This is a genomic window from Mesorhizobium sp. M0854 (genome assembly GCF_040319815.1).
Taxonomy (GTDB): domain Bacteria; phylum Pseudomonadota; class Alphaproteobacteria; order Rhizobiales; family Rhizobiaceae; genus Mesorhizobium.
This window is the reverse complement of sequence record NZ_JAMYOL010000006.1, coordinates 100326-120549: the sequence shown is the minus strand read 5'-3', so window position 1 is coordinate 120549 and position 20224 is coordinate 100326. Positions and strand designations below refer to the sequence as shown.

Genomic DNA, 20224 nt, shown 5'->3' with positions numbered 1-20224 from the left:
CAGTACCATGGCCATAAGAACGTGTCGTTTCAATACGAGTGTCGGGACGCCCGTCGCGCGAGATAGGGAGCCACCAGCGCGCGTATGTCTGCGGCCGCTACGTCACCGGCAGCACGCAATGCGCGCTCGTAGCGCCCATATTCGTCAACTGCGCCTTCGAAATCATTGCGGCACAGTTGCTCCTTTATCAGCGCTTTGCAGATCGGTCCGGCATCTGGATAGAAGTCCAATACCCCTAAATATATCGCCCGTGCTTTGTCGGCTTGGTCGGCCGCCTCCAGCCGCTGGCCGAGCCGCAGCCCAAGATCGATCAGTTCGCGACGCACGCGCTCGCAAGTCGGGAGCGACCAGGAAGCGGTTCGCTCGTGCAACAACAACGGACCCGGGAATGCATGGAAGAGCGCCTCCGCGTCTGGCCGCAATCCCTCCGCATTGACCTTTGCGACAGTCTTGAGCCGTGCTTCCCAGTCGGCGAGGTCGACCCAGACCTTATCCGATGCAAGGCGAAGCTTGCCTTCGCGCTGGACGATGAGGTCGGTCCGTCCCAACAGCTTGCGCAGCCGATGAAGCGCCTGGTCGCACGCCGCCCGCGCCTGGTCGCCGTCGAGGTTGGGCCACAGCCAGTCCTGAATGGTCTCCAGCGAGCAGGTATTTTCCTTTGAGATCGCCAGCACTCGCAGGATGTCGAGGGCCTTCGTCGGCGGCTTCGCGCCGAGCGCGAGAGGGTTTGCATCGAGTTCGAGCCGAAAGCCTCCGAGGACGTGGACCCTGAGCGGCCAGGGCCAGGCGGCGGGCCGCCGGGGCGGCGGCTCGAGCCGGCGTTCGCGGATCAACGACCGGCAGAACTCGGGCTCGATGCCGCGCTCAAGCGCATCGCCAAGCAGTTCGGCGAGCAATTCCGGGACATTGAGCAGCACCATTGGCCAGCTGATGTCGCGCAGCGCTTCCAGGAAGGCCTGCAGCCGGTCGCCATAGTGCGGATCGTCGCTCCACAGGTTCTCCAATGCGGCCGCTGCCAGAATGCATATCTCGGTTCGCTTGTGGGCGCCGCCGTCCAGCCGCGGCAGCAGATCGCTGAGAAGCACGGCGGCTTCGCGCGGCTTCCTGTCCGCCAGCAGCACCTGGAACTGCGTGATGTAGTGCGGCCAGCGCTCGATCATCGGCTCGTTGGCCGCCTCGATGGCAGTCATGAAGCGCTCGCAATCCTGGTAAGCGGCCGTGAAATCGCCTTGCCTGGCATGGAGCGCGGCGTGGCAATCGGCGACGACGGCGACCTGCGTGGTGAAACGGCTGTCGGCGATCTCGGCCAAACGCTCGACCACTTGGTGGAACTCGGCAAAATCGTTGCGGACCTTCATCTGCATTTGCAAATGATAGAGCCCCCCGAACTCCACGCCCCTCAGCGATTCGCGCTCGCCAATCGCGATCGCCGCCCGCAACGCCGCTTCGGCCGACGGATAGGGAAAATCCCTTCTCTTGTAGGGAAAATAACGTCCACTTTCCGCACCAAAGGCGACCAGCCACATGCCGAGAATCCAAGGCAGCACGCTCTTGTCACTCAAATCGTCAACGACGCTGTCGACGGCCTTGGCGAACAGATCGGCGCGCATGGTCGATACCGAAAGATCGATCAGCGTTTCGCTGGCAAGCAGCCGCAATCCGCTCGGATCGTGCTCGGGATTCCGGGTCAACCGCTCCAGGAGTTCGGTTTCGAGTGCTTGTCCGGCGGGGCTGCTGCGATAGCAGTCGTCGCCGAAGTTCAGCGCCCGCATCATGCCAATGCGTACCAGCATCGCTTCCTCGGAAGGTAGTTCCGGAAGCCCGCGTTCGATCAGCTCGAACGCCCGTCGCGTCCACATGGACAGACCTTCGTACGTGCGCCAGCTGGCAGTCTTGACCAACACCGCCCGCGACACAGTGAGGCACAGGCCGCGCAGATCGTCGGCCTCGCCAAAGGCTTGCCACGCCTTGGACAGCCAACGCTCCGCCGCGGCGTCGTCGGGCATGTGGGCCACGCCCAGCCAATAGAAATGCCAGCCATTCATGATGGTTTCCGGCAATCGGCCGCACCACTCGATGAAGGTCGCGCGGCTCCCTTGCGCCAGCAAGTCCTCTGCGCGGCTCAGCAGCAGGTCGCTCGCTTGGTCCCAGTCGTCGGCCTGTAAGGCGAGGCGTATGGCTTCGTCATGACGGCCCGCCCCCGCAAGGACCTTCGCCGCCTTTCGCCGGAGCGATTGCTGCTCTTCCCTGGCAATTTGTTGTGCGAAACGACGCTCGAGGAAGTCGCGCAAGAGGTCATGAAGGTGAAAGATATCGCGGTTGTTTTCCGAGCGCGTGACCAGAAGCTGTCGCCTGTAAAGCCTGTCGAGCAGCTTTCCTGCTTCGCCCGACCCGATCATCTCGTCAGCCAACCCGGCGCTGATTTCGGGCAGCAGATTGAGTTTCAGCAGCATGTCCTGGTTGACGGAGGGAAGGGAAAGGAAGAAATGACGACCGAGAACGTCGGGCAGCACGTTCTGCCCGCCGGGGACCGTCTCCGTTGTGCCGTCCAGTCCGGCTTTGGTGCCTTGGTCCGCGAGCAGGACGAGCCCGACCGCCCAACCGCGCGCCGCCTCGACATCGACCCGAGCGGCGTCCCTCGAACGCAGGTGGACGAGATCGCGCGCTTCCGCGGTCGAGAATTCGAGCACGTGGCGGTCGATGACAGCCATTTTGCCCTTGAGAATGAGGTCGCCCAATTCCTCCTGGGGCAGCGTGCGTGAGACACAGATGCAGCGGACGGTGTCAGGAAGTTCACGGAACATCTCGGAAAGCACCGCCCGAAATTCTGCGGTATCGGCGTCGTGCAAATCATCGAGCACCAGAATTGTGCTAGGCTTTAGCCGAGCGAAATAGGCTCTGGAAAAGCGCCTGGCGAACTCCTTCGGCTGCTCGGCATACTCGACGCCGAAGACCGGCATGTCTCCAGCCGAGACTGAGTCCAGCGACTGCGCCAGATATTGAAAGAACCGCGCTATATCCTGGTCGCCCTCGTCGACACGGTACCATATGTGCGGCGCCTCGACGCTTTCGAGATAATCGATGACCGCGGTCGTCTTGCCGTAGCCGGCCGGTGCCGCCACCCAGCATACGCCCGACCGCGACACCCGATCGATCGCTTCGAGAACGCGGTTCCGCCTCAATATCCTGGCGCTGCGCGGCGCCGCCAGCTTGGCGATCCGGCCTGTGCCCGAGAGCGGTTGCGTCGCATCGGCTTCAAAGGCGTCTAAGGCGGCCATGGGGGCTCCCGCTCGACCAATCATCGAGCGACGGTCGTGCTGCCATGACCGTCCCGCCGATCCGATTGACGTTAGCCTAGCGCAGTCATGCGACAATTCGTGGGGGCTTCGTAGATGAAGCGGCACTGGCTGATCCCGGGACGGCGGATCTCGATGGTTGCGCAACCTGAAACTGGGCAATGGACGGCGGGCGAAGCTCGCACCCGGTCTTCGACCGTCGGCTCCAAATCCGGTAGAAGACCTGATCATGGCTATTCCCTCCGATTGGCAAGCTCATGGGCTGCCTGGCAGTCCTTTCCAAACGCACGAGCTCATCCTGTGCGCAGTGGCATCCGCGCACATCGGTACGGTCACCTAGTTTCCCGGCGATTGATCTCCCAGTTTTCGCAAGCGTGCCTAGTTTTCAAGGCTTGTTGGGCGCCCGGGTCTTCGGTGCCTTACGCAACCGGAAATCGGGAAGCGGACGGGACCGGATTGTGCGAGGGGATGGGCGACCGGTGGATCCCGCACTCTGTTTTCGACAATCCGCTCCAGCGGCCCGCGCGCGGATTGTCCGCACTGCCGCACGCGACGGTGCAGGGCGCACAACCGATCGAGAAATAGCCGTTTTCGATGAGCGGATGCCGGGGGAGGCGATGATGGTCGAGATAGACCTCGATCTGCTGCCGGGTGAAGCGGGCGAGCGGCTCGATTTTCAGGCGTCCGTCAGTTTCTTCCAGCGTCGCAACATCCGTGCGAACTCCGCCATGATAGCGCTTGCGGCCGGAAATCCAGGCCTTGAAACCGCTCAGGGCCTTCTCGAGCGGCAGCACCTTGCGGATGTGGCAGCACCGGTCCGGATCGCTGCGGTGCAGCGATCCAGAGCCGTCGAGCACCCGCAGGACATTTGCCCGGGGCGTGACGATGCGCACGTCGGTGAGGCCGAGCAAGGCCGTCAATTGCGTACGATAGGCGACCGTTTCCGCAAACAGCTTTCCGGTATCGAGCGTGACGATGGGGAGCGACCTGTCGATCGATGCGGCCATGTGCAGCAACACCGCAGATTCCGCGCCAAATGAGGAGACGAGCGCTACCTTTCCGCGGAACAAGTCGGTGACGAGTGGCGCCAGCAGCTCGGGTCCGTCGAGATGGTTCAGCTCCGCGATGATGCCTTCATGCATGGCGATTCGGTCCGGTTTTGGCGTGACGCGGCCGGTTCATAGTCTGCTCACGAAATCGAGGATCGCCTGGCGGTCGGCCTCGTCCAGGCCGAAGAAGCGGTCGCGGACGATCTGCGCCGTGCCGCCATGCGCGAACACTGCATCGCGCAGTGTGGTCGCGCGGCCGTCATGTAGGAAGCGCTGGCGCAGGCGGATGCCGACCAGCGGCGTTGTCCGCCATTCGGCGCCGATGGCGTTACCCTGGATGATCTTGTCGTCGAGCGCCGATCCCATGTCGTGCAGCAAAAGGTCCGAGTAGAGCCTGACTTCGCCGTTTGTGCCCGCCAGCGCCGGCACATGGCATTTGGCGCAGCCGACCGAAGCGAAGAGCCTTCCGCCATCGCTGGCCAGCATTGCGCTTTCGCTCGAGACCGACGGCGAGGCCAGGAAGCCGGCCGAGAACGGGATCAGTGCGCCATAGGCCAGGGTTGCCGACAAAAGCACTCCGCTGGAGCCGAGGCCGATCAGGCGCCACGCACCGCCGGCTTCGCCGAGACGGCCGATGCGTGTGGTGACCCCGAGCGCGACCATCACCATCAGGAACAGGAACTGGTCGACGTCGAGAATGCCGCGGCGCAGTTGCGGATCGAGCGTGATTTGCGAATTGAGCATCACCACGCCGATGAAGGCGACGATGAACCACGGGAACGGGATCGGCGTTGCTCCGGGCGCGCTCTTGCGGCCGCGAAAGAACGTGCCGATGGCCAGCAGAAGCGGGATGAGCATCAGCACCTTGCTGAGCTTGACGAGGGTAGCGGTGTTCAGCGCCCCGTCCGAGACTGCGAAGGAGGCGCCGTAGACCTGCGCCAGTTCGAAGATGCTCGCGCCGACGAACACGCCGTAGAGCCGGTCGTCGAGATGCGGCAGCCAGCCGCCCAGGAACATCACGGGATAGACGAGCAGCGCCGCGGTGCCGCTGAGCGTGATCAGGGCGATCGCAACCCCCGCGCTCTGGTCGCGTGCGCGCATCAGCGCAGCCACTGAGAGAATGGCGGCTGCGCCGCAGACGGCGCTTCCGACCGCGACCAGCAACGCGATCTCGGCCTCCAGCCTGAACAGCCTACGTGCGATGGCGTAGAGCAAAGCCGCGACCAGGATCAGTTCGATGGCCGCCACCGCGAGCGGCATCAGCCCGAGATCGAGGAACAGTCGCGTCGTGATGCGGAAGCCGACAAGGACGACCGCCAGGCGCAACAGGTAGCGCTTGGTGAAGTCGAGCCCCGGGCGCAGGACGTCGGGGCAGGCAAAGCTGTTGCCGATCAGCAGCCCGAAGAGCATGGCGACGAGGACCGGATTGCGCGACAGCGGCTCGCCCAATCCGCCGGCAATCCAGCCGCCCGCAAGGGCGAGCGCGGCCGCCACGGCTATACCGGGCAAGATCGAGTGCGCTTGTTCCGGCGCATGCGAAAACGTCAGGGCGATGCTCATCGCCTGGCCTCCTCGGCCGGGGTGAGCGTTCGCAGATAGGCAGCCACCGCCTCGATCTCTCCGGACCCTTGTTCGACGGGTTGCGTGTCCGTCCCGCTGTGGCCGGAGACGACGCTGGTGATGCCGAGCTCCCTGGTGAAAGCGTCGGCGACCGTCTCTTCGAGGATCGCAATGTCGGCCTTCCAGCCATAGCGGCCGACGCGCGTCGCGCCGTTGGCATCGAGGACATAGTGCGGGCGGCCCTTGATCCCGTCGCCTTTGCTGACTGCCTGCGCCTCGATGACGCTGTCGGGTATGTCGTCTATGCCAGCGACGCCGTAGAGGCTGGGCGGCATGCGCAGCGAGATGACATTGGCCTGCTGCGGCAGTGCAGCCGGTTCAGCCGCGATGCCGGCACCATCGCGCAGCATGTAGCGCCGGGCGACCGGGCTGTTGGGATGATCGATCGGGACCGTGCGCCCGGATCCCGGATCCATATGGGCTATCCTGCGCGCGAAACGGTTCTCATCCGCGCTCGCACCGCCGGGGCCGGGATGACAGGACAGGCAGGACGTCGCATTGAACAATGGTCCAAGACCGGTCCGCGGCGTGAAATCGGTCTGAAACAGCTCCCTTCCGCGAGCGGCGAGATCGGGGTTGGCGGCAGCATTTTGCGTCTGCTGGGCCGTCGCCGACACGCCGTGCTCGTCAAAAGCAGGGACCTCGAGCAGCGCTCCGTCGCGGCCGGGAAATCCGGGAAGCTCGCCGCCTATCGTTATCCAGATCCGCTGCGCGTCCGCCGACATTGCGATGGCTCGCAGGCGATCGCCGCCGAGAGGCCCAAGGCCAGGGATGTCGATCGTCGCTCGGGCGAGAAGCCGGCCGTCCTGGCTTATGCGCAGCAGCGAGCCGTCGCCGCGATTGGCGACGAACAGGTCCGACCCCCCGGCAAGCGTCGTATCGCTCGAAAAGTGCGGATTGGCGATCTCGGGGACAGCGGCGGCAATGTCGACTGGACGATCGAATTCCGGCAGCGAGACCATGCCAGCCCCGGCGACCGTGAAATGCCGCCGGTCGTCTTGCAGTTTCAGCAGCACCAGCCGGTCGCGGCCGGGGTCGGCGATGTAGAGAACACGGTCCGGGTTCCACTTGAAGGCAATGCCGATGACGCCGGGATCGTCGCCGCTGTTGCGGCCCATGCTCACCGTGCCAGGGCCGGCTAGGCCGTCGACACCGTCCTGGACATGGATCTGGACCACGCTGCCGTCCGCAGTGACCGCGCCGAACACGGCAAATCCGCTGCCGTCCGGTGACGGGCCGAGAAACGCCGTTCCGAGCGCACCGGTCTGCAGCCCGCCGGGCGTCAGTTGGCCGCTTGCCCGGTAGTTCAGCCGCTTCGCCAGCCATCCGTTGGCCAGCCAGCCGCTCGCCAGCCATCCAGTGGGTTGAGCGATCTGCGCTTGTTCGCGATCGGTAGACCGGCCGGCGAACACGCCGCCGGCCTCGCGGCTTGGCGCATTGTCGAGCGGGGCTCCGTCGGGGTCGACGACGGTGACGCTGCCTTCGCCGGCCAATCCGTTCGGCGCGTTGGCGATCCAGGGCCTTCCAAAGGCGTTGTTGATCGAGATGTAGCGCGGTCCGGATGCCGCCGCCAGCCGCGCCGTTCGAGCCTGGCCATTGTAGCGCCGGTTGAGGAATGGCTCGCTCTGCGCCGTGTAGAGCTGGACTGGGCTCGCTCCGCCATAGTCGGCTAGATCTTGGTCGGTGAGATCCTGCGGAACCAGGATCGTGCCCGATTTGTCGCCGCGCGGATCGATTGACAGGATCGCGCCAGGTTTGAATACGAGAGCGCCTGGTGTCGCGCCGAAATTGCTGCCTACCGCGACCAGAACCCTAAGCGGATCGAGCACACGTCCTTCGCGCGTGGTCAGCAGGAATTCCGGATTTCCCGGTATCGGTCCGCCATTATGAAAACGCCCCACCTCGCGCACGCCGGCCACGCCCGGCAGCCCGACGGCGACGATACGGGCGCCCAGGCGCCAGGCGGAGATGTGATCGCTGGTGAAGCCCACCGTCGGCAGCAAGATGAAAGACACCGCTGTCATTCCGGAGATAATCCGGCCAAACGAAAGGTCCAGCGAGGCGCAGCTTCCTCGCGACCGACGAGTTTTGACGAAATCCATAAGCACCGCGGCAAGGCCCTTGCGCATTGCGACATCCCCGGCTCGATACCTCGATGCGTCTACATGCGGCCCCGAGCATGTGACGCTTATCTCGACGCAATCATTGAGCGGGTGCACTTACGTATCGTGTACGGCACCTCAACCGCCGGCCGTATCTTGCGCTTTGGGGGAAGGCGTGCGGCCGCGCGCGCTTCGCAAGGCAAGCGCTTGTCGGGCAAAGGTGATTATGGGCATGGCGAGGTTGCCGCGAACGGCAAATTTTCAGAACTCGAGCGCCTGCCTGAGTGCCGGGCCGCTCCTGACGCGCAAATCGAGGTCGGCCTCGATATGGTCGATGTGGTGCAGCATCAGCGCGCTGGCGCGTTCGGCATTGCCATTTTCCAGCGCCTCGAGGATCTGCGTGTGTTCGTTGTGGCCGCAGCTCGAGATGCCCGAGCGGCCATAGAGTGCGATCACCAGCGATGAACGAGCGACCAATTCCTCCATGAAGCGCTGCAGGATGACGTTTCCCGCGACCGACGCCAGAAGCAGGTGAAAATCCCCCGACGCCCTGATCTCCGATCGCCTTGCGTTCGGTCCGCGTTCGGCGATGAAACGGCCTTCTTCGTCGAGCTGGGCCTTGAACGCGGCGACATGCGCCGGCGTCATCCGTCCGGCGGCGGCGATCGCGATGCCTGGTTCGATGAGCCGGCGCGAAGCAAAAACCTGCCGCGCTTCCTCCGGCGACGGATTGGCGACGAAGGCGCCGCGATTGCGCTCGGTGCGCACCAATCCCTCGAAGGAAAGCATCTGCAGTGCGGCACGCGCCACGGTGCGGCTGACATCGAACAGCGTGCCGACTTCGCCTTCGGAAAGCTTTGTTCCCGGCGCCAGCCGGCGATCGACGATCGCGTCGCGCAACTGGTCGCGGATCGCCTGCGCGCGATCCTCGTTGGCGGCCTCGATAGCAGGGAAGGTCTGGTCGGCAATGTTCATGGCAGTGGTCCTGCGTTCTTCTACCCCGAATCGCATCGCTTGGACGAGAGACAAAGTGAATACAGAGATGAAAAAGATTGCATACGATCTTTGCGAAGATCGGCGGCAATCGCCTATAATTTGTGCACTGCACAAGGCCGACGTATCGGCAGCTACATAGAGGCGGCCCTGATTTCTTCGAGGATTCAGTCAGTTGGTGCGGCGGCGCGCAACTGGCACGCATGATGCTTTGGCTAATCCGACCAAAGGGGAAGCTGGATGTCCAAAGCCGCCGAAATCGACATTGTGTCCGTTTCGAAAGTCTATGGCGCGACGACTGCCGTCGAAGGCATCAGCCTGAAAATCCCTGCGGGAACCTATTGCTGCCTGCTCGGTCCGTCCGGCTGTGGCAAGACCTCGACGCTGCGCATGATCGCCGGGCACGAGAGCATATCGAGTGGCGACGTGCGTCTCGGCAACACAGTGGTCACCGACCTGCCGCCGGCCAGGCGCGGCACTGCCATGATGTTCCAGTCCTACGCACTGTTTCCGCATCTCGACCTGATCGACAATGTCGCCTTCAGCCTGAAGATGAAAGGCGTCGGCAAGGAGGAGCGCCGCGCCAAAGCGCTCGACATGCTGAAGCTGATGCAGATGGAGGCCTATGCCAGCCGCCGCCCGGCGCAGCTTTCCGGCGGGCAGCAGCAGCGCGTTGCCCTTGCGCGCGCCTTGATCACCGATCCCGAGGCGCTATTGCTCGACGAACCGCTTTCGGCGCTCGATCCTTTCCTGAAGATCCGCATGCGAGCCGAACTGAAGAAGCTGCAGACGTCGCTCGGCATCACTTTCGTCCACGTCACCCACAGCCAGGAAGAGGCGATGGCGCTGGCCGACCTGATCGTGGTGATGAACGACGGCCGTATCGAGCAGGCGGCGCACCCTCGCACGGTGTTCGAGCGGCCGGCCACGGCATTCGTCGCTCGTTTCATGGGCGACCACAATGTCATCTCCGGGCGCGTCGCCGGCAGTCGCGACGGCATGGTCGTTTTCGATGTGCCCGGCGGCGTCACGCTCGCCGCCAGCGGGCAGGGCAGGGAGACCGGGGAACCCATCGACATCGCCATTCGCACCGACCACGTGCGCATCGGCGAGCCGCCGGCAGCCGGGCTCGGCTTCACCGGCATTATTGCAAACGTCGAGTACCGCGGTTCGACCGTGAAGCTCTCGGTCAATGGCGCCGGCATCGAGGATTTCACGGTGATCGTCGACGACACCAGCTTCTTCGCCAGGCCGGTTGCCGTCGGCGACGCAGTGCCGATCGCCTGGGACGCCGAGGACGCGATCGTCCTTGGCCGTCTCGATTCCTGAAATCCAGCATAACCAACCAAAACAGGGGAACTGAACATGACCAACACCACCGACAAGAAGACTGGAATATCGCGACGTTCGCTGCTCAAGACAGGTGCCGCCGCCGTCGGTTTCGCCGCCGGTTCCGGCGCCATATCAGGCTTTCCGACCATCTGGGCGCAATCGAACATCACGCTGCGCCAGTTCGGCACCGGCGTATCCAACCTCAATGCCATCGCCGACAAGTGCAAGGCCGACCTCGGCATCACGCTGGAGATGACAGCAACCGATTCCGACGCCGCCGCGCAGCGCGCTGTGACGCAGCCCGACAGCTACGACATCGCCGACATCGAATACTGGATCTGCAAGAAGGTGTTCCCGACAGGCGTCCTGCAGCCGATGGATGTCAGCAAGCTGAAATATTACGACGAGCTGGTGCCGCTGTTCAAAACCGGCAAGCTGACGCCGGACAGCGTCATTGCCCAGGGCACCGCGCCGCATACCGTCGGTTACGTCGAGGCGCAGGACAGCAAGGTCTTCGCCAAGGCGCCGACCAACTGGTTCACCATGGTGCCGACGATCTACAATGCCGATACGCTCGGCATCCGCCCCGACCTCGTCGGCCGCGATATCACCACCTGGGCCGACATCATGGATCCGGCCTTCAAGGGCAAGACCGCCATCCTCAACATCCCGTCGATCGGCATCATGGATGCGGCGATGATCATGGAGGCAACGGGCAACATCAAATACGCCGACAAGGGCAACATGACCAAGGAGGAGATCGACAAGACGATCGACTTCCTGATCAAGGCCAAGCAAGCCGGCCAGTTCCGCGCCTTCTGGAAATCCTTCGACGAGAGCGTCAACCTGATGGCTTCAGGCGAAGTCGTAATCCAGTCGATGTGGTCGCCGGCCGTGGCCGCGGTCCGCTCCAAGGGCATCGCGTGCCGGTTCCAGCCGCTCAAGGAAGGCTACCGGTCCTGGGGTGGCGGGCTTGGCCTGGCAGCCCATCTCTCCGGCGCGGAACTCGATGCCGCCTATGAATACATCAACTGGTACACGTCCGGCTGGGTTGGCGGCTATCTCAACCGTCAGGGCTATTACTCGGCCAACATGGTGTCGGCCAAGAAGTTCATGTCCGAGGACGAGTGGGGCTACTGGATCGAAGGCAAGCCGGCAAAGGGCGATATCCTGTCGCCGGACGGCAAGGTCATGGAAAAGGCTGGCGCCGTGCGTGACGGCGGCTCGTTCGAAGAGCGCATGGGCAAGGTCGCCTGCTGGAACTCGGTCATGGACGAGGACCGCTACATGGTGAAGCGCTGGAACGAGTTCATCGCTGCTTGATGCCCTCTGCCTTCTCCCCTTGTGGGAGAAGGTGGATTGGCGCGCAGCGCCAAGACGGTTGAGGGGTGCTGGACGGAGCACTGTTGGTGCCAAGCTGGAACACCCCTCATCCGACCGAGCTTCGCTCGGCCACCCTCTCCCACAGGGGGAGAAGGGAACACCCCTCAGTCGCATCGCCGACTTCGACCGAGATATAGATGGCAGTAGCGCTCGAACAATCCACGCACGTTACGTCTGCAAAGCCTGCCAGACGCAGGCGCTCCTTTGCCGGAGTCGCACCCTATCTCCAGGCGGCACCGCTGGCGCTGATCCTAGGCGCGTTCCTCCTGCTGCCGATCCTGATGATCGCCGTGGTCTCATTCTGGGACTACGATTTCGCAGCGATGTATCCGGATTTCCTGACCACCAATTATTCCGACACGCTCGGCTCCTGGGTCACCTGGAAAACCTACTTGAATACGCTGAAATACGCCGCCATCGTCTGGGCGCTGACGCTGTTCATCGGTTTCTGGGTCGCCTATTTCCTTGCCTTCCATGTCAGGACCACGGCCATGCAGATGGTGCTGTTCCTTGTCTGCACGGTGCCGTTTCTGACCTCCAACATCATCCGCATGATCTCGTGGATTCCGGTGCTTGGCCGCAATGGCCTGGTCAACTCGACGCTGGTGCAAATGGGGCTGATCCCGAAGCCGATCGAATGGCTGCTCTATTCCGAATTCGCCGTGGTGCTGGCTATGGTGCATCTCTATACGCTGTTCATGGTGACGCCGATCTTCAACACGCTGATGCGCATCGACAAGTCGTTGATAGAAGCCGCGCGCGACGCCGGTGCTTCCGGCTGGCAGGTTCTGTGGAACGTCGTCATTCCGCTCGCCAAGCCCGGCATGGCGATCGGCACCATTTTCGTCGTCACCCTGGTGATGGCCGACTTCTCGACGGTGCAGGTGATGTCCGGCGGGCAGAGCGCCTCCGTCGCGCTGATGATGAAGAACCAGATGTCGCTGCTGCAATATCCGGCAGCCGCCGCCAACGCCGTCGTGCTCTTGGTGCTGGTGCTGCTGATGGTCGCGGGCATCCTGCGCATCGTCGACATCCGCAAGGAGCTGTGAGGCGATGAGCCAGGACAAGCGCACCCTCGAATTCTATGTGTTGGCGGCGTTCTTCGGTCTTTTCGTGTTGTTCCTCTACGGCCCGCTTTCGGCGATCCTGATCCTCTCTTTCCAGGGCGAGAACGGCGGTCTGACATTTCCGCTGAACGGCGTGTCGCTGCACTGGTTCGCCAATTTGTTCGAGCGCCAGGCGGTCGGCGACTTCGGCGGCAGCTTCAAACGCTCGCTCGTCCTTGGCCTGATGGTGATGGTCGTCACTGTCGCCGTGTCGCTGCTCGCCGGCCTGGCCTTCCGGCAGAAATTTCGCGGCGCAACCGCACTGTTCTATCTGGCCGTCGCCAGCCTGGTCGTGCCGTCGATCATCATCAGTCTCGGCATCGGCGTCGTCTTCCAGCAGATCGGCTTCCGCCCCGCCTGGTACACCTCCGCTTTCGGCGCCCATCTGACCTGGACCTTGCCTTTCGGCGTGCTGATTATGTTTGCTGTCTTCAACCGGTTCTCGCCAGCCTATGAGGAAGCCGCGCGCGATCTCGGAGCATCGTCGTGGCAGACCTTTGCCCATGTCGTGCTGCCGATGATTGCGCCCAGCCTGATCGGCGTCGGCCTGTTCGGCTTCACTCTGTCATATGACGAGTTCGCCCGCACGCTGATGACCTCGGGCACGTTCAACACGTTGCCGCTCGAAATCTACGGCATGACGACGAATGTCACGACGCCGGTGCTCTATGCGCTGGGCACCGTGACGACCGTGTTTTCCTTCCTGGTGATCCTGCTGACGCTCGGCGCAATCGTCTATGTCGGCCGCCGCCGCGAGCGTGCCTGACAGTGCAGATCCTCGTCGTCAATCCAAACACCACGGCCAGCATGACCGGCACTATCGCAGCGGCGGCCCGATCGGTCGCTGCTCAATCGACGAAGATCGTTGCCGTCACCTCGTCGATGGGACCTGTATCGATCGAAGGCTATTACGATGAAGCACTTGCCGTGCCCGGCCTGCTGGTCGAGATCGCCGCCGGCGAACGCTCGGGCGCGCAAGGCGCGATCATTGCCTGTTTCGACGACACCGGCCTCGATGCCGCGCGCGCCATGGCCAACATTCCGGTCATCGGCATTTGCGAGGCATCGCTCAGCACGGCCTCGTTCATCGCCCAGCGCTTCACCGTCGTCACCACCACCGGACGTTCGCGCGTGCCGGTCGAAGGCCTGGTGCAACGCTATGGCATGGCGGGGCGGGCACGCGTGCGCGCCGCCGACATCCCGGTTCTTGCCCTCGAAGATCCGGCGTCCGACGCACTGCTCAGGCTGCGCAGCGAAATTGCGCGCGCCATCGACGAGGATCGCGCCGAGGCGATCGTGCTCGGCTGTGCCGGCATGGCCGATCTGGCGGCGGCGCTGCAGCGGGAATTCGGCCTTCCGGTCATCGACGGCGTCGGCGCTGCCGTGAAACAGGCCGAGGCATTGATCGCCCTTGGCCTGACGACATCCAAGCGCGGCGCCTATGCAAGCCCGTTGGCAAAGTCTTATCATGGCGCGTTGAAATCCTTCGCGCCTGACGCCGCCGAGTGATCGCAATGCCCCGAACGATCCGAACGCTCGCACGTGAAGAAGTGCAAACCCTTGTCGATTGGGCGGCGGCGGAAGGCTGGAATCCCGGCCTTAACGATGCCGCGCTGTTTCAGGCAGCCGACCCGCAGGGCTTCATCGGCGCCTTTATCGATGGCGAGATGGCGGCCGGCATTTCGGCCGTCGCCTATGGCGACGGTTTCGGCTTCATCGGCCTGTACATCTGCCGGCCGGACAGGCGTGCCCAAGGTCATGGCAAGGCGGTCTGGGATGCCGGCATAGCGCGGCTCGGCAAGCGCACGATCGGCCTCGACGGCGTTGTCGAACAGCAGGCCAACTACCGCAGCATGGGTTTTGCACCGGCCTACCGGACGATCCGGTTCATGGGGTCACCGAATGTCCCGGCAGCCGTCGGCAACGACGTTCGCGCCATAGGGCCGGAACTCGTGCCGGACATACTGGACTATGACCGCCGCTTCTTTCCCGGTCCGAGGCGATCCTTCCTGGAACACTGGCTGCGCCCGCCGCACATGGCGCTTGCGATCCTCAAGCACGGCGCCATTGCGGGATATGGCGTCGCGCGCCAATGCCGGGACGGCTGCAAGATCGGCCCGCTCTTTGCCGACAGCCTGGGCGCGGCAAGCCATCTCTTCGCCGCGCTCGCGCACATGTCCGGTCCCGGAAACGTCCATCTCGACGTTCCCGAAACCAGCCGGCAATTTGCAGACTTGCTGTCGTCCGCAGGCCTTCAACCGGGCTTCGAGACGGCTCGGATGTACAAGGGAAAGGCGCCGCAGCTCGTGCAGTCCGGAGTTTTTGCGATAACGACGTTGGAGTTGGGGTGAGGCGGTACAAGCCGACTTCCAGTGCAAAGTCGGGCAACAGGACTACGCGGTCTATTTTTCCTGAACTGAAATGCCGGAATCGTCGATGCGAAGTTCCACGCCTTTCGGCCTAGTCTCCTCGCGATAAACGTAAATCCCCAACGCAATAACGGCGACGGCCAAAGCGCCGATGATGAGATAAAGATAGTTCTGCTTCATCCGCTGTCGTTAACAACATGGTGTGGGCGAGTCTAGCAGTTCGGGTATCAGGACGGCGGCCGGAGACGCACGTCGATCAGCCATCCAGCCGGTCGCGCAGCATGCTCCAGGGGAGCACCATGTTTGGTGCATGCCGCATTAGGCTATGGAACGGGATCGGCGACGGCGGCGCAAACGGCAGCGGCAAATCCTGAGGCTTTGTTCCATCAGCCCAATCCGCAAGCACCTTGCCCATCGCAGTGGTCATGGCGATGCCGCGTCCGTTGCACGCGAAGCCGGCGATCAGCCCGGGGCCGAGATCGACGAGGTGCGGCAGGAAGTCGGGCTCGACGGCAGCCATCCCCGACCAGCTGTATTCAAGCGGCGGGATGTCCGGGAGATCGAGATATCTGGCAAGCCGCCGCCAGATCGCCCGCGGCACCCGCGTGTCGGCACCGGGGCCAAAAACATGCATGCCGCCGGTGATCAGCCTGTTTCCGCCGTCGAAGCGGAAGGTGAAGAGATTGCGTCTTGTGTCGCCGACGCCTTGCCCGCCAGGAAGCAGGCGAGTGCGTATTTCGCGCGGCAGCGGCGCTGTCGCGATCTGGAAGATTTTCAGCGGGAAATAGGTTCGCCGCAGCGCCCGATCCAGCGGCCCGCCATAGGCGTTGGTGGCGACCAGCACCTTTCCTGCGCGTACCGAACCGGAGGCCGTCTTCAAAGCCCAACCATCGCCTATGTGATCGATCGACGCGACACGCGTATTCTCGAAGATGCGCGCTCCGGCCTTTTCCGCCGCGTCGGCCAATCCGCGCGCATATTCGACCGGATTGAGGACGCCACTCGATCTGTCGATCCAGCCGCCGAGATAACCGCGAACGCCGGTCAGCTCTTCGACCGCCTGTCCGTCCAGCGCAACAGCCGGCCTTCCGCGCCTTGCCCATTGTTCGGCGCGCGATCTGGTCTTTTGCAAAGCGGCCGGTGAATGGGCTGGTTGTATCCAGCCGCTCTGGACAGAATCGCATTCGATGGCATGCCGCCTGATCAGGTCGAAGACGAGGTCGGCGCTGCCGGCGGCGAAATCGACAAGGCGTTCACCGCGTTCGGGGCCGAGCTGGGCAATGATATCGTCGGGGTCTCTTTTCGCGAAATTCGGCACGACGAAGCCGGCATTCCTGCCGGTTGCCCCCCAGGCGATGATTTCCGCCTCGAGGACGGCAACCGCGTTGCCTTTCTCGGCACTGTGCAGCGCGGTGGAAAGGCCTGAAAACCCGCCGCCGACAATTGCCAGATCGACATCGAGTGCGCCTTCGAGGGTGGGCCGGTCGCGGCGACCGCGGCTGACGGCATGCCAAAGGGAAATGCCGTGCGGCCGGGTCACAGCGTTCATGAGCCGCTCTCGCTGGGGGCCACGCGTGCACGCTTGCCGAACCTTGGACGCCGCGGCCTGTCGCCAAACAGGCCGTTCGGCCTGACCAGAAGGATGACGCACAGCATCACGCCGATGGCGACGATCTGCAGCGAAGCGGCGCGGGCCTGCTGTTCCGGCGAGAACAACATACTGGTCAAGGCTCCCGATCCGGCCCATATCGCCCAGACCAGGATGCTGCCGATGACGGCGCCGATGTTGCTGCCCGAGCCACCGACGATCAGCATCACCCAGACCTGGAAAGTCAGCGCCGGCAAATAATTGTCCGGGGCGATGAAGCCGGTGAAATGCGCCTGCAGCGCACCGGCAAGCGCCATGATGGCGCCACCGACGGCAAAGGCCTGGACGCGGTAGAACCGTGCGCTTTTGCCTAGGGATATCGCGGCCCGCTCATCCTCGCGAAGCGCCTTCAACACGCGCCCCCACGGGCTGCGCGACAGATGCTCCAGCGCGAGATAGACGATCAGCGTCACTACCGAGACGATCGCAAGGTTCGAAAGGTTGAACAGCAACGGCGTTTCGGCAAGACCGCCGAACGGACGCGGAATGAAGCCGATGCCGAACGGCCCGCCGGTCAGCTTCTGGGCATTGAGCGCTACCAGTTGCACGACGACGGCGACGCCGAAAGTAGTGATCGCCAGATAGTCCGATCTCAGACGTAGCGTGGCAATGCCGGTGATGGCGGCGGCGACGCCGCCCAACAGCATGGCGCCAAGCCAGCCGATAAGGATCGGCAGGTCGAAGCCGCCCAGGCGCGCGGCATCGTCGGGCGTGGTCAGCAGCGCCGAGGTGTAGGCGCCGATGGCAACGAAGCCGGCGACCCCGACATTGAAAAGCCCGGTCAGCCCCCATTGCAGATTGAGCCCGAGCGTGATGAGCGAAAAGATCAGCGCGGTGGTCAGGAAGAAGGCGCCGTAGCCGAGCAGATCCATCAGCGTTCCCTCACTCCGAAAAGGCCGATGGGCCGCACGAACAGCACCGCCATCAGGATGATGAACGAGACGGCTGCCCGCCATTCGGCGCCGATCAATTGCACGGCAGCCGCTTCGGCCATGCCGATGATCAGGCCGCCGAGAACGGCGCCGGGCACGCTGCCGATGCCGCCGAGGATGGCGGCCGCGAACATCGGCAGCAGCATCTCGAAACCCATGAACGGGCGGATCTGGATGAGAATGCCGATCATCACGCCGGCGACGCAGGCGAGCGCGCCGCCGATGATCCAGGTGACGCGCACCGCCCTGGCGACGTCGATGCCGACGATGCGGGCAAGTGCCGCGTTCTGGCTCAATGCCTGCATCGAGCGGCCGGTCTGGGTCCGCGTCATCAGGAGATGCACGCCGAGCACCAGCACGGCGGTCAGCAGCAGCAGCGCGATCTGGTCCGGGGTGATGCGGATGCCGAAACCTATCGGCATGGCGATCTGGATCGCCCGGCTGAAATAGGTCGGACGCGAGGTGAAGATGAATTCGAGCAGGCTTCTCAGCGCCATCGAGGCGCCGAAGCTCGCCATCACCACGATGATCGCCTGGCCCTTGGCCCGCAGCCGCGCGAACAGCACCATGTCGAGCGCCAGCGCCAGCAGGCCGGTGGCCGCCATGCCGATGATGAGCGCGACGATCAGCGGCCAACCGAAGGAGAGGGGCGCGATCGGCGCGATCTTGCCGAAAATCGCGCCAATGGCGCCAACCACGGCGAGCGTCGCATAGGCGCCCCAGGCCATGAAGTCGCCATGGGCGAAGTTCGAGAAGCGCAGGATCGAATAGGTGAGTGTCACGCCGATGGCGCCGAGGCCGATCATCGACCCTGCCAGCAGTCCGTCGACGACGAATTGCAGGTTCATGCCGCGCTTCCTTGTCCAAGGTCGAGGCGGCGCTGGCCAAGATAGAGTTCAGCGACGACCGGGTCGTTCCAGAGCTCGGAGGCGACGCCCTGGTGCCGCTCCTTGCCCTCGACCAGCACATAGGCGCGGTCTCCAATGGCAAGCGCTGCCTTGGCGTTCTGTTCGACCAGCAGAATGGTGACGCCGGACTTTCGGATGCCGGCCAGCATCTCGAACACCATCGCCACGAATTTCGGCGACAGGCCGGCCGACGGCTCGTCGAGCACCAGCACCTTGGGATGGACGATCAACGCCCGGGCGACGGCCAGCATCTGCCGCTGTCCACCCGACAGATTGCCCGCGGCCGTTCTGCGCTGACGGGCGAGATCGGGAAAGGCCGCATACATTTCCTCGATGCGGGCTGGGACCTCGCGCGGCCTCAGGATGCCGCAGGCGACCCTGAGATTGTCCTCGACCGACATCAGCGGGAAGATGTTCTCTGTCTGTGGCACGAAGGCAAGGCCAAGGCGGACCATGATGTGAGCGGGCGACGCCGTGATATCCTTGCCGTCCAGCAGCACCGTGCCGCCGGTGATCGGGACAAGGCCGGCGATCGCCTTGATAAGGCTCGACTTGCCGGCGCCGTTGGGACCGAGAACGACGACGATCTCGCCCTGGTCGACGGTGATCGAAGCGCCGCGCACGATCGGAACGCCGGGCTCGTAGCCGGCTTCAAGGTCGCGGACATCGAGTACCCTTTGTCTCATGCCGCGCCCCCGAGGTAGGCCTCGATGACGCGCGGGTCGCGCGCCACCTCCTCCGGGGTGCCTTCGCACAGCAGCAGCCCGCTCGCCATGACCAGCACACGGTGGCAAAGCCGCGTCACCATGTCGATATTGTGCTCGATCAGCAGGAAGGTGATGCCGCGCGCATTGATGTCGCGGATGCGGTCGATAATGATCTCGAGCAGGGTTGCGTTGACCCCGGCCGCCGGCTCGTCGAGCAGGATGATCGCCGGGTCGGCCATCATCACGCGGGCCAGTTCGAGCAGCTTGCGCTGGCCGCCTGAAAGCACGCGCGCAGGTTCGTGCGCGAGGTGAGCGATCGTGACGAGCTCGAGCAGTTCGACGGCTCTTGTCTCGGCAGCCCTTTCTTCGGCAGCGACCCGCCGGGGCGTCAGGAAATTGGCGAGCAGTTTTTCTCCGGCCTGCCCTTGCGCGGCCAGCATGACGTTTTCGATCAGCGTCAGGTTAGGCAAGGGCCGGGGGATCTGGAACGTGCGGCCAAGGCCGCGGCCAATGCGGCGATGGGCAGCTTCCCCCGACACCGATACGCCGTTGAGGAGGATTTCGCCACTGGTCGGCAGAATGCTGCCGGCGAGCAGGTCGAACATCGTGGTCTTGCCGGCGCCGTTCGGGCCGATAAGGCCAAGTATTTCGCCCGGCCGGACGTCGAACGAGACATTGTTGACCGCGACCAGGCCGCCGAAGCGTCTGAGGACGTTCCTGGCCGTGAGGACCGGCGTACGGATCTCCTCCTGCCGTTCCGTCGTGTCGCTCATCAATTC

The 20224-nt window shown here is 63.8% G+C and carries 17 protein-coding genes; 6 read left to right on the top strand and 11 right to left on the bottom strand.

What is annotated here, in order from left to right:
* Nucleotides 1-29 precede the first annotated feature (29 nt).
* From NKH99_RS12705 to NKH99_RS12685, 5 genes are all read right to left on the bottom strand, one after another.
* A complete protein-coding gene (locus NKH99_RS12705) occupies nucleotides 30-3278 on the bottom strand; it encodes an AfsR/SARP family transcriptional regulator (protein ID WP_353014303.1) in 3249 nt (1082 codons plus the stop codon).
* Nucleotides 3279-3715: 437 nt separating this feature from the next.
* Entirely contained in the window at nucleotides 3716-4438 is a 723-nt protein-coding gene (locus NKH99_RS12700; RefSeq protein WP_353014301.1) for a phosphoadenylyl-sulfate reductase, read from the bottom strand.
* A gap of 36 nt (nucleotides 4439-4474) precedes the next feature.
* Nucleotides 4475-5905, bottom strand: a complete 1431-nt coding sequence (locus tag NKH99_RS12695) for a putative sulfate exporter family transporter (RefSeq protein ID WP_352819046.1) — start codon at nucleotides 5903-5905, stop codon at nucleotides 4475-4477.
* Entirely contained in the window at nucleotides 5902-7989 is a 2088-nt protein-coding gene (locus tag NKH99_RS12690) for a di-heme oxidoredictase family protein (protein ID WP_353014299.1), read from the bottom strand. Before NKH99_RS12690 ends, NKH99_RS12695 begins: the two co-directional genes overlap by 4 nt.
* 339 nt (nucleotides 7990-8328) lie before the next feature.
* Nucleotides 8329-9042 (bottom strand): GntR family transcriptional regulator, encoded by a 714-nt coding sequence (locus tag NKH99_RS12685; RefSeq protein WP_353014297.1) that lies wholly within the window; start codon nucleotides 9040-9042, stop codon nucleotides 8329-8331.
* A gap of 258 nt (nucleotides 9043-9300) precedes the next feature.
* On the opposite strand from NKH99_RS12685, the gene NKH99_RS12680 reads away from it, so the two are divergent.
* The 6 genes from NKH99_RS12680 to NKH99_RS12655 all read left to right on the top strand — a co-directional run bounded on the left by NKH99_RS12680 (nucleotide 9301) and on the right by NKH99_RS12655 (nucleotide 15232).
* Nucleotides 9301-10389 carry an ABC transporter ATP-binding protein gene (locus tag NKH99_RS12680; RefSeq protein ID WP_352472207.1) on the top strand — a complete coding sequence of 363 codons (1089 nt, stop codon included), beginning with the start codon at nucleotides 9301-9303 and terminating at the stop codon, nucleotides 10387-10389.
* 36 nt (nucleotides 10390-10425) lie between these two features.
* A complete protein-coding gene (locus NKH99_RS12675) occupies nucleotides 10426-11715 on the top strand; it encodes an ABC transporter substrate-binding protein (protein ID WP_352472208.1) in 1290 nt (429 codons plus the stop codon).
* A gap of 197 nt (nucleotides 11716-11912) precedes the next feature.
* On the top strand, nucleotides 11913-12824 hold the full coding sequence (locus NKH99_RS12670) for an ABC transporter permease (protein WP_353014295.1): 912 nt from the start codon (nucleotides 11913-11915) through the stop codon (nucleotides 12822-12824).
* Between the two features lie 4 nt (nucleotides 12825-12828).
* On the top strand, nucleotides 12829-13647 hold the full coding sequence (locus tag NKH99_RS12665; protein ID WP_352451583.1) for an ABC transporter permease: 819 nt from the start codon (nucleotides 12829-12831) through the stop codon (nucleotides 13645-13647).
* 2 nt (nucleotides 13648-13649) lie between these two features.
* Nucleotides 13650-14390, top strand: a complete 741-nt coding sequence (locus NKH99_RS12660; protein WP_353014292.1) for an aspartate/glutamate racemase family protein — start codon at nucleotides 13650-13652, stop codon at nucleotides 14388-14390.
* 5 nt (nucleotides 14391-14395) lie between these two features.
* Nucleotides 14396-15232, top strand: coding sequence for a GNAT family N-acetyltransferase (locus tag NKH99_RS12655; RefSeq protein WP_353014290.1), 837 nt, complete (start codon nucleotides 14396-14398; stop codon nucleotides 15230-15232).
* Between the two features lie 51 nt (nucleotides 15233-15283).
* Here NKH99_RS12655 and NKH99_RS12650 read toward each other — a convergent pair whose 3' ends face one another.
* The 6 genes from NKH99_RS12650 to NKH99_RS12625 form a co-directional block, all read right to left on the bottom strand.
* Nucleotides 15284-15430, bottom strand: coding sequence for a hypothetical protein (locus NKH99_RS12650; protein ID WP_352452379.1), 147 nt, complete (start codon nucleotides 15428-15430; stop codon nucleotides 15284-15286).
* Between the two features lie 76 nt (nucleotides 15431-15506).
* The gene (locus tag NKH99_RS12645; RefSeq protein WP_353014288.1) at nucleotides 15507-16799 is read right to left on the bottom strand and encodes an NAD(P)/FAD-dependent oxidoreductase; all 1293 of its coding nucleotides are present in this window, start codon (nucleotides 16797-16799) and stop codon (nucleotides 15507-15509) included.
* Nucleotides 16796-17773 (bottom strand): branched-chain amino acid ABC transporter permease, encoded by a 978-nt coding sequence (locus NKH99_RS12640; RefSeq protein ID WP_023676067.1) that lies wholly within the window; start codon nucleotides 17771-17773, stop codon nucleotides 16796-16798. The genes NKH99_RS12645 and NKH99_RS12640 overlap by 4 nt, the downstream gene beginning before the upstream one ends.
* Nucleotides 17770-18678, bottom strand: a complete 909-nt coding sequence (locus NKH99_RS12635; RefSeq protein WP_353014286.1) for a branched-chain amino acid ABC transporter permease — start codon at nucleotides 18676-18678, stop codon at nucleotides 17770-17772. Before NKH99_RS12635 ends, NKH99_RS12640 begins: the two co-directional genes overlap by 4 nt.
* The gene (locus NKH99_RS12630) at nucleotides 18675-19424 is read right to left on the bottom strand and encodes an ABC transporter ATP-binding protein (protein WP_352993994.1); all 750 of its coding nucleotides are present in this window, start codon (nucleotides 19422-19424) and stop codon (nucleotides 18675-18677) included. Before NKH99_RS12630 ends, NKH99_RS12635 begins: the two co-directional genes overlap by 4 nt.
* Nucleotides 19421-20218: an ABC transporter ATP-binding protein gene (locus NKH99_RS12625; protein WP_352978638.1), complete on the bottom strand. Its 798-nt coding sequence runs from the start codon at nucleotides 20216-20218 to the stop codon at nucleotides 19421-19423. The genes NKH99_RS12630 and NKH99_RS12625 overlap by 4 nt, the downstream gene beginning before the upstream one ends.
* Nucleotides 20219-20224: the final 6 nt, after the last annotated feature.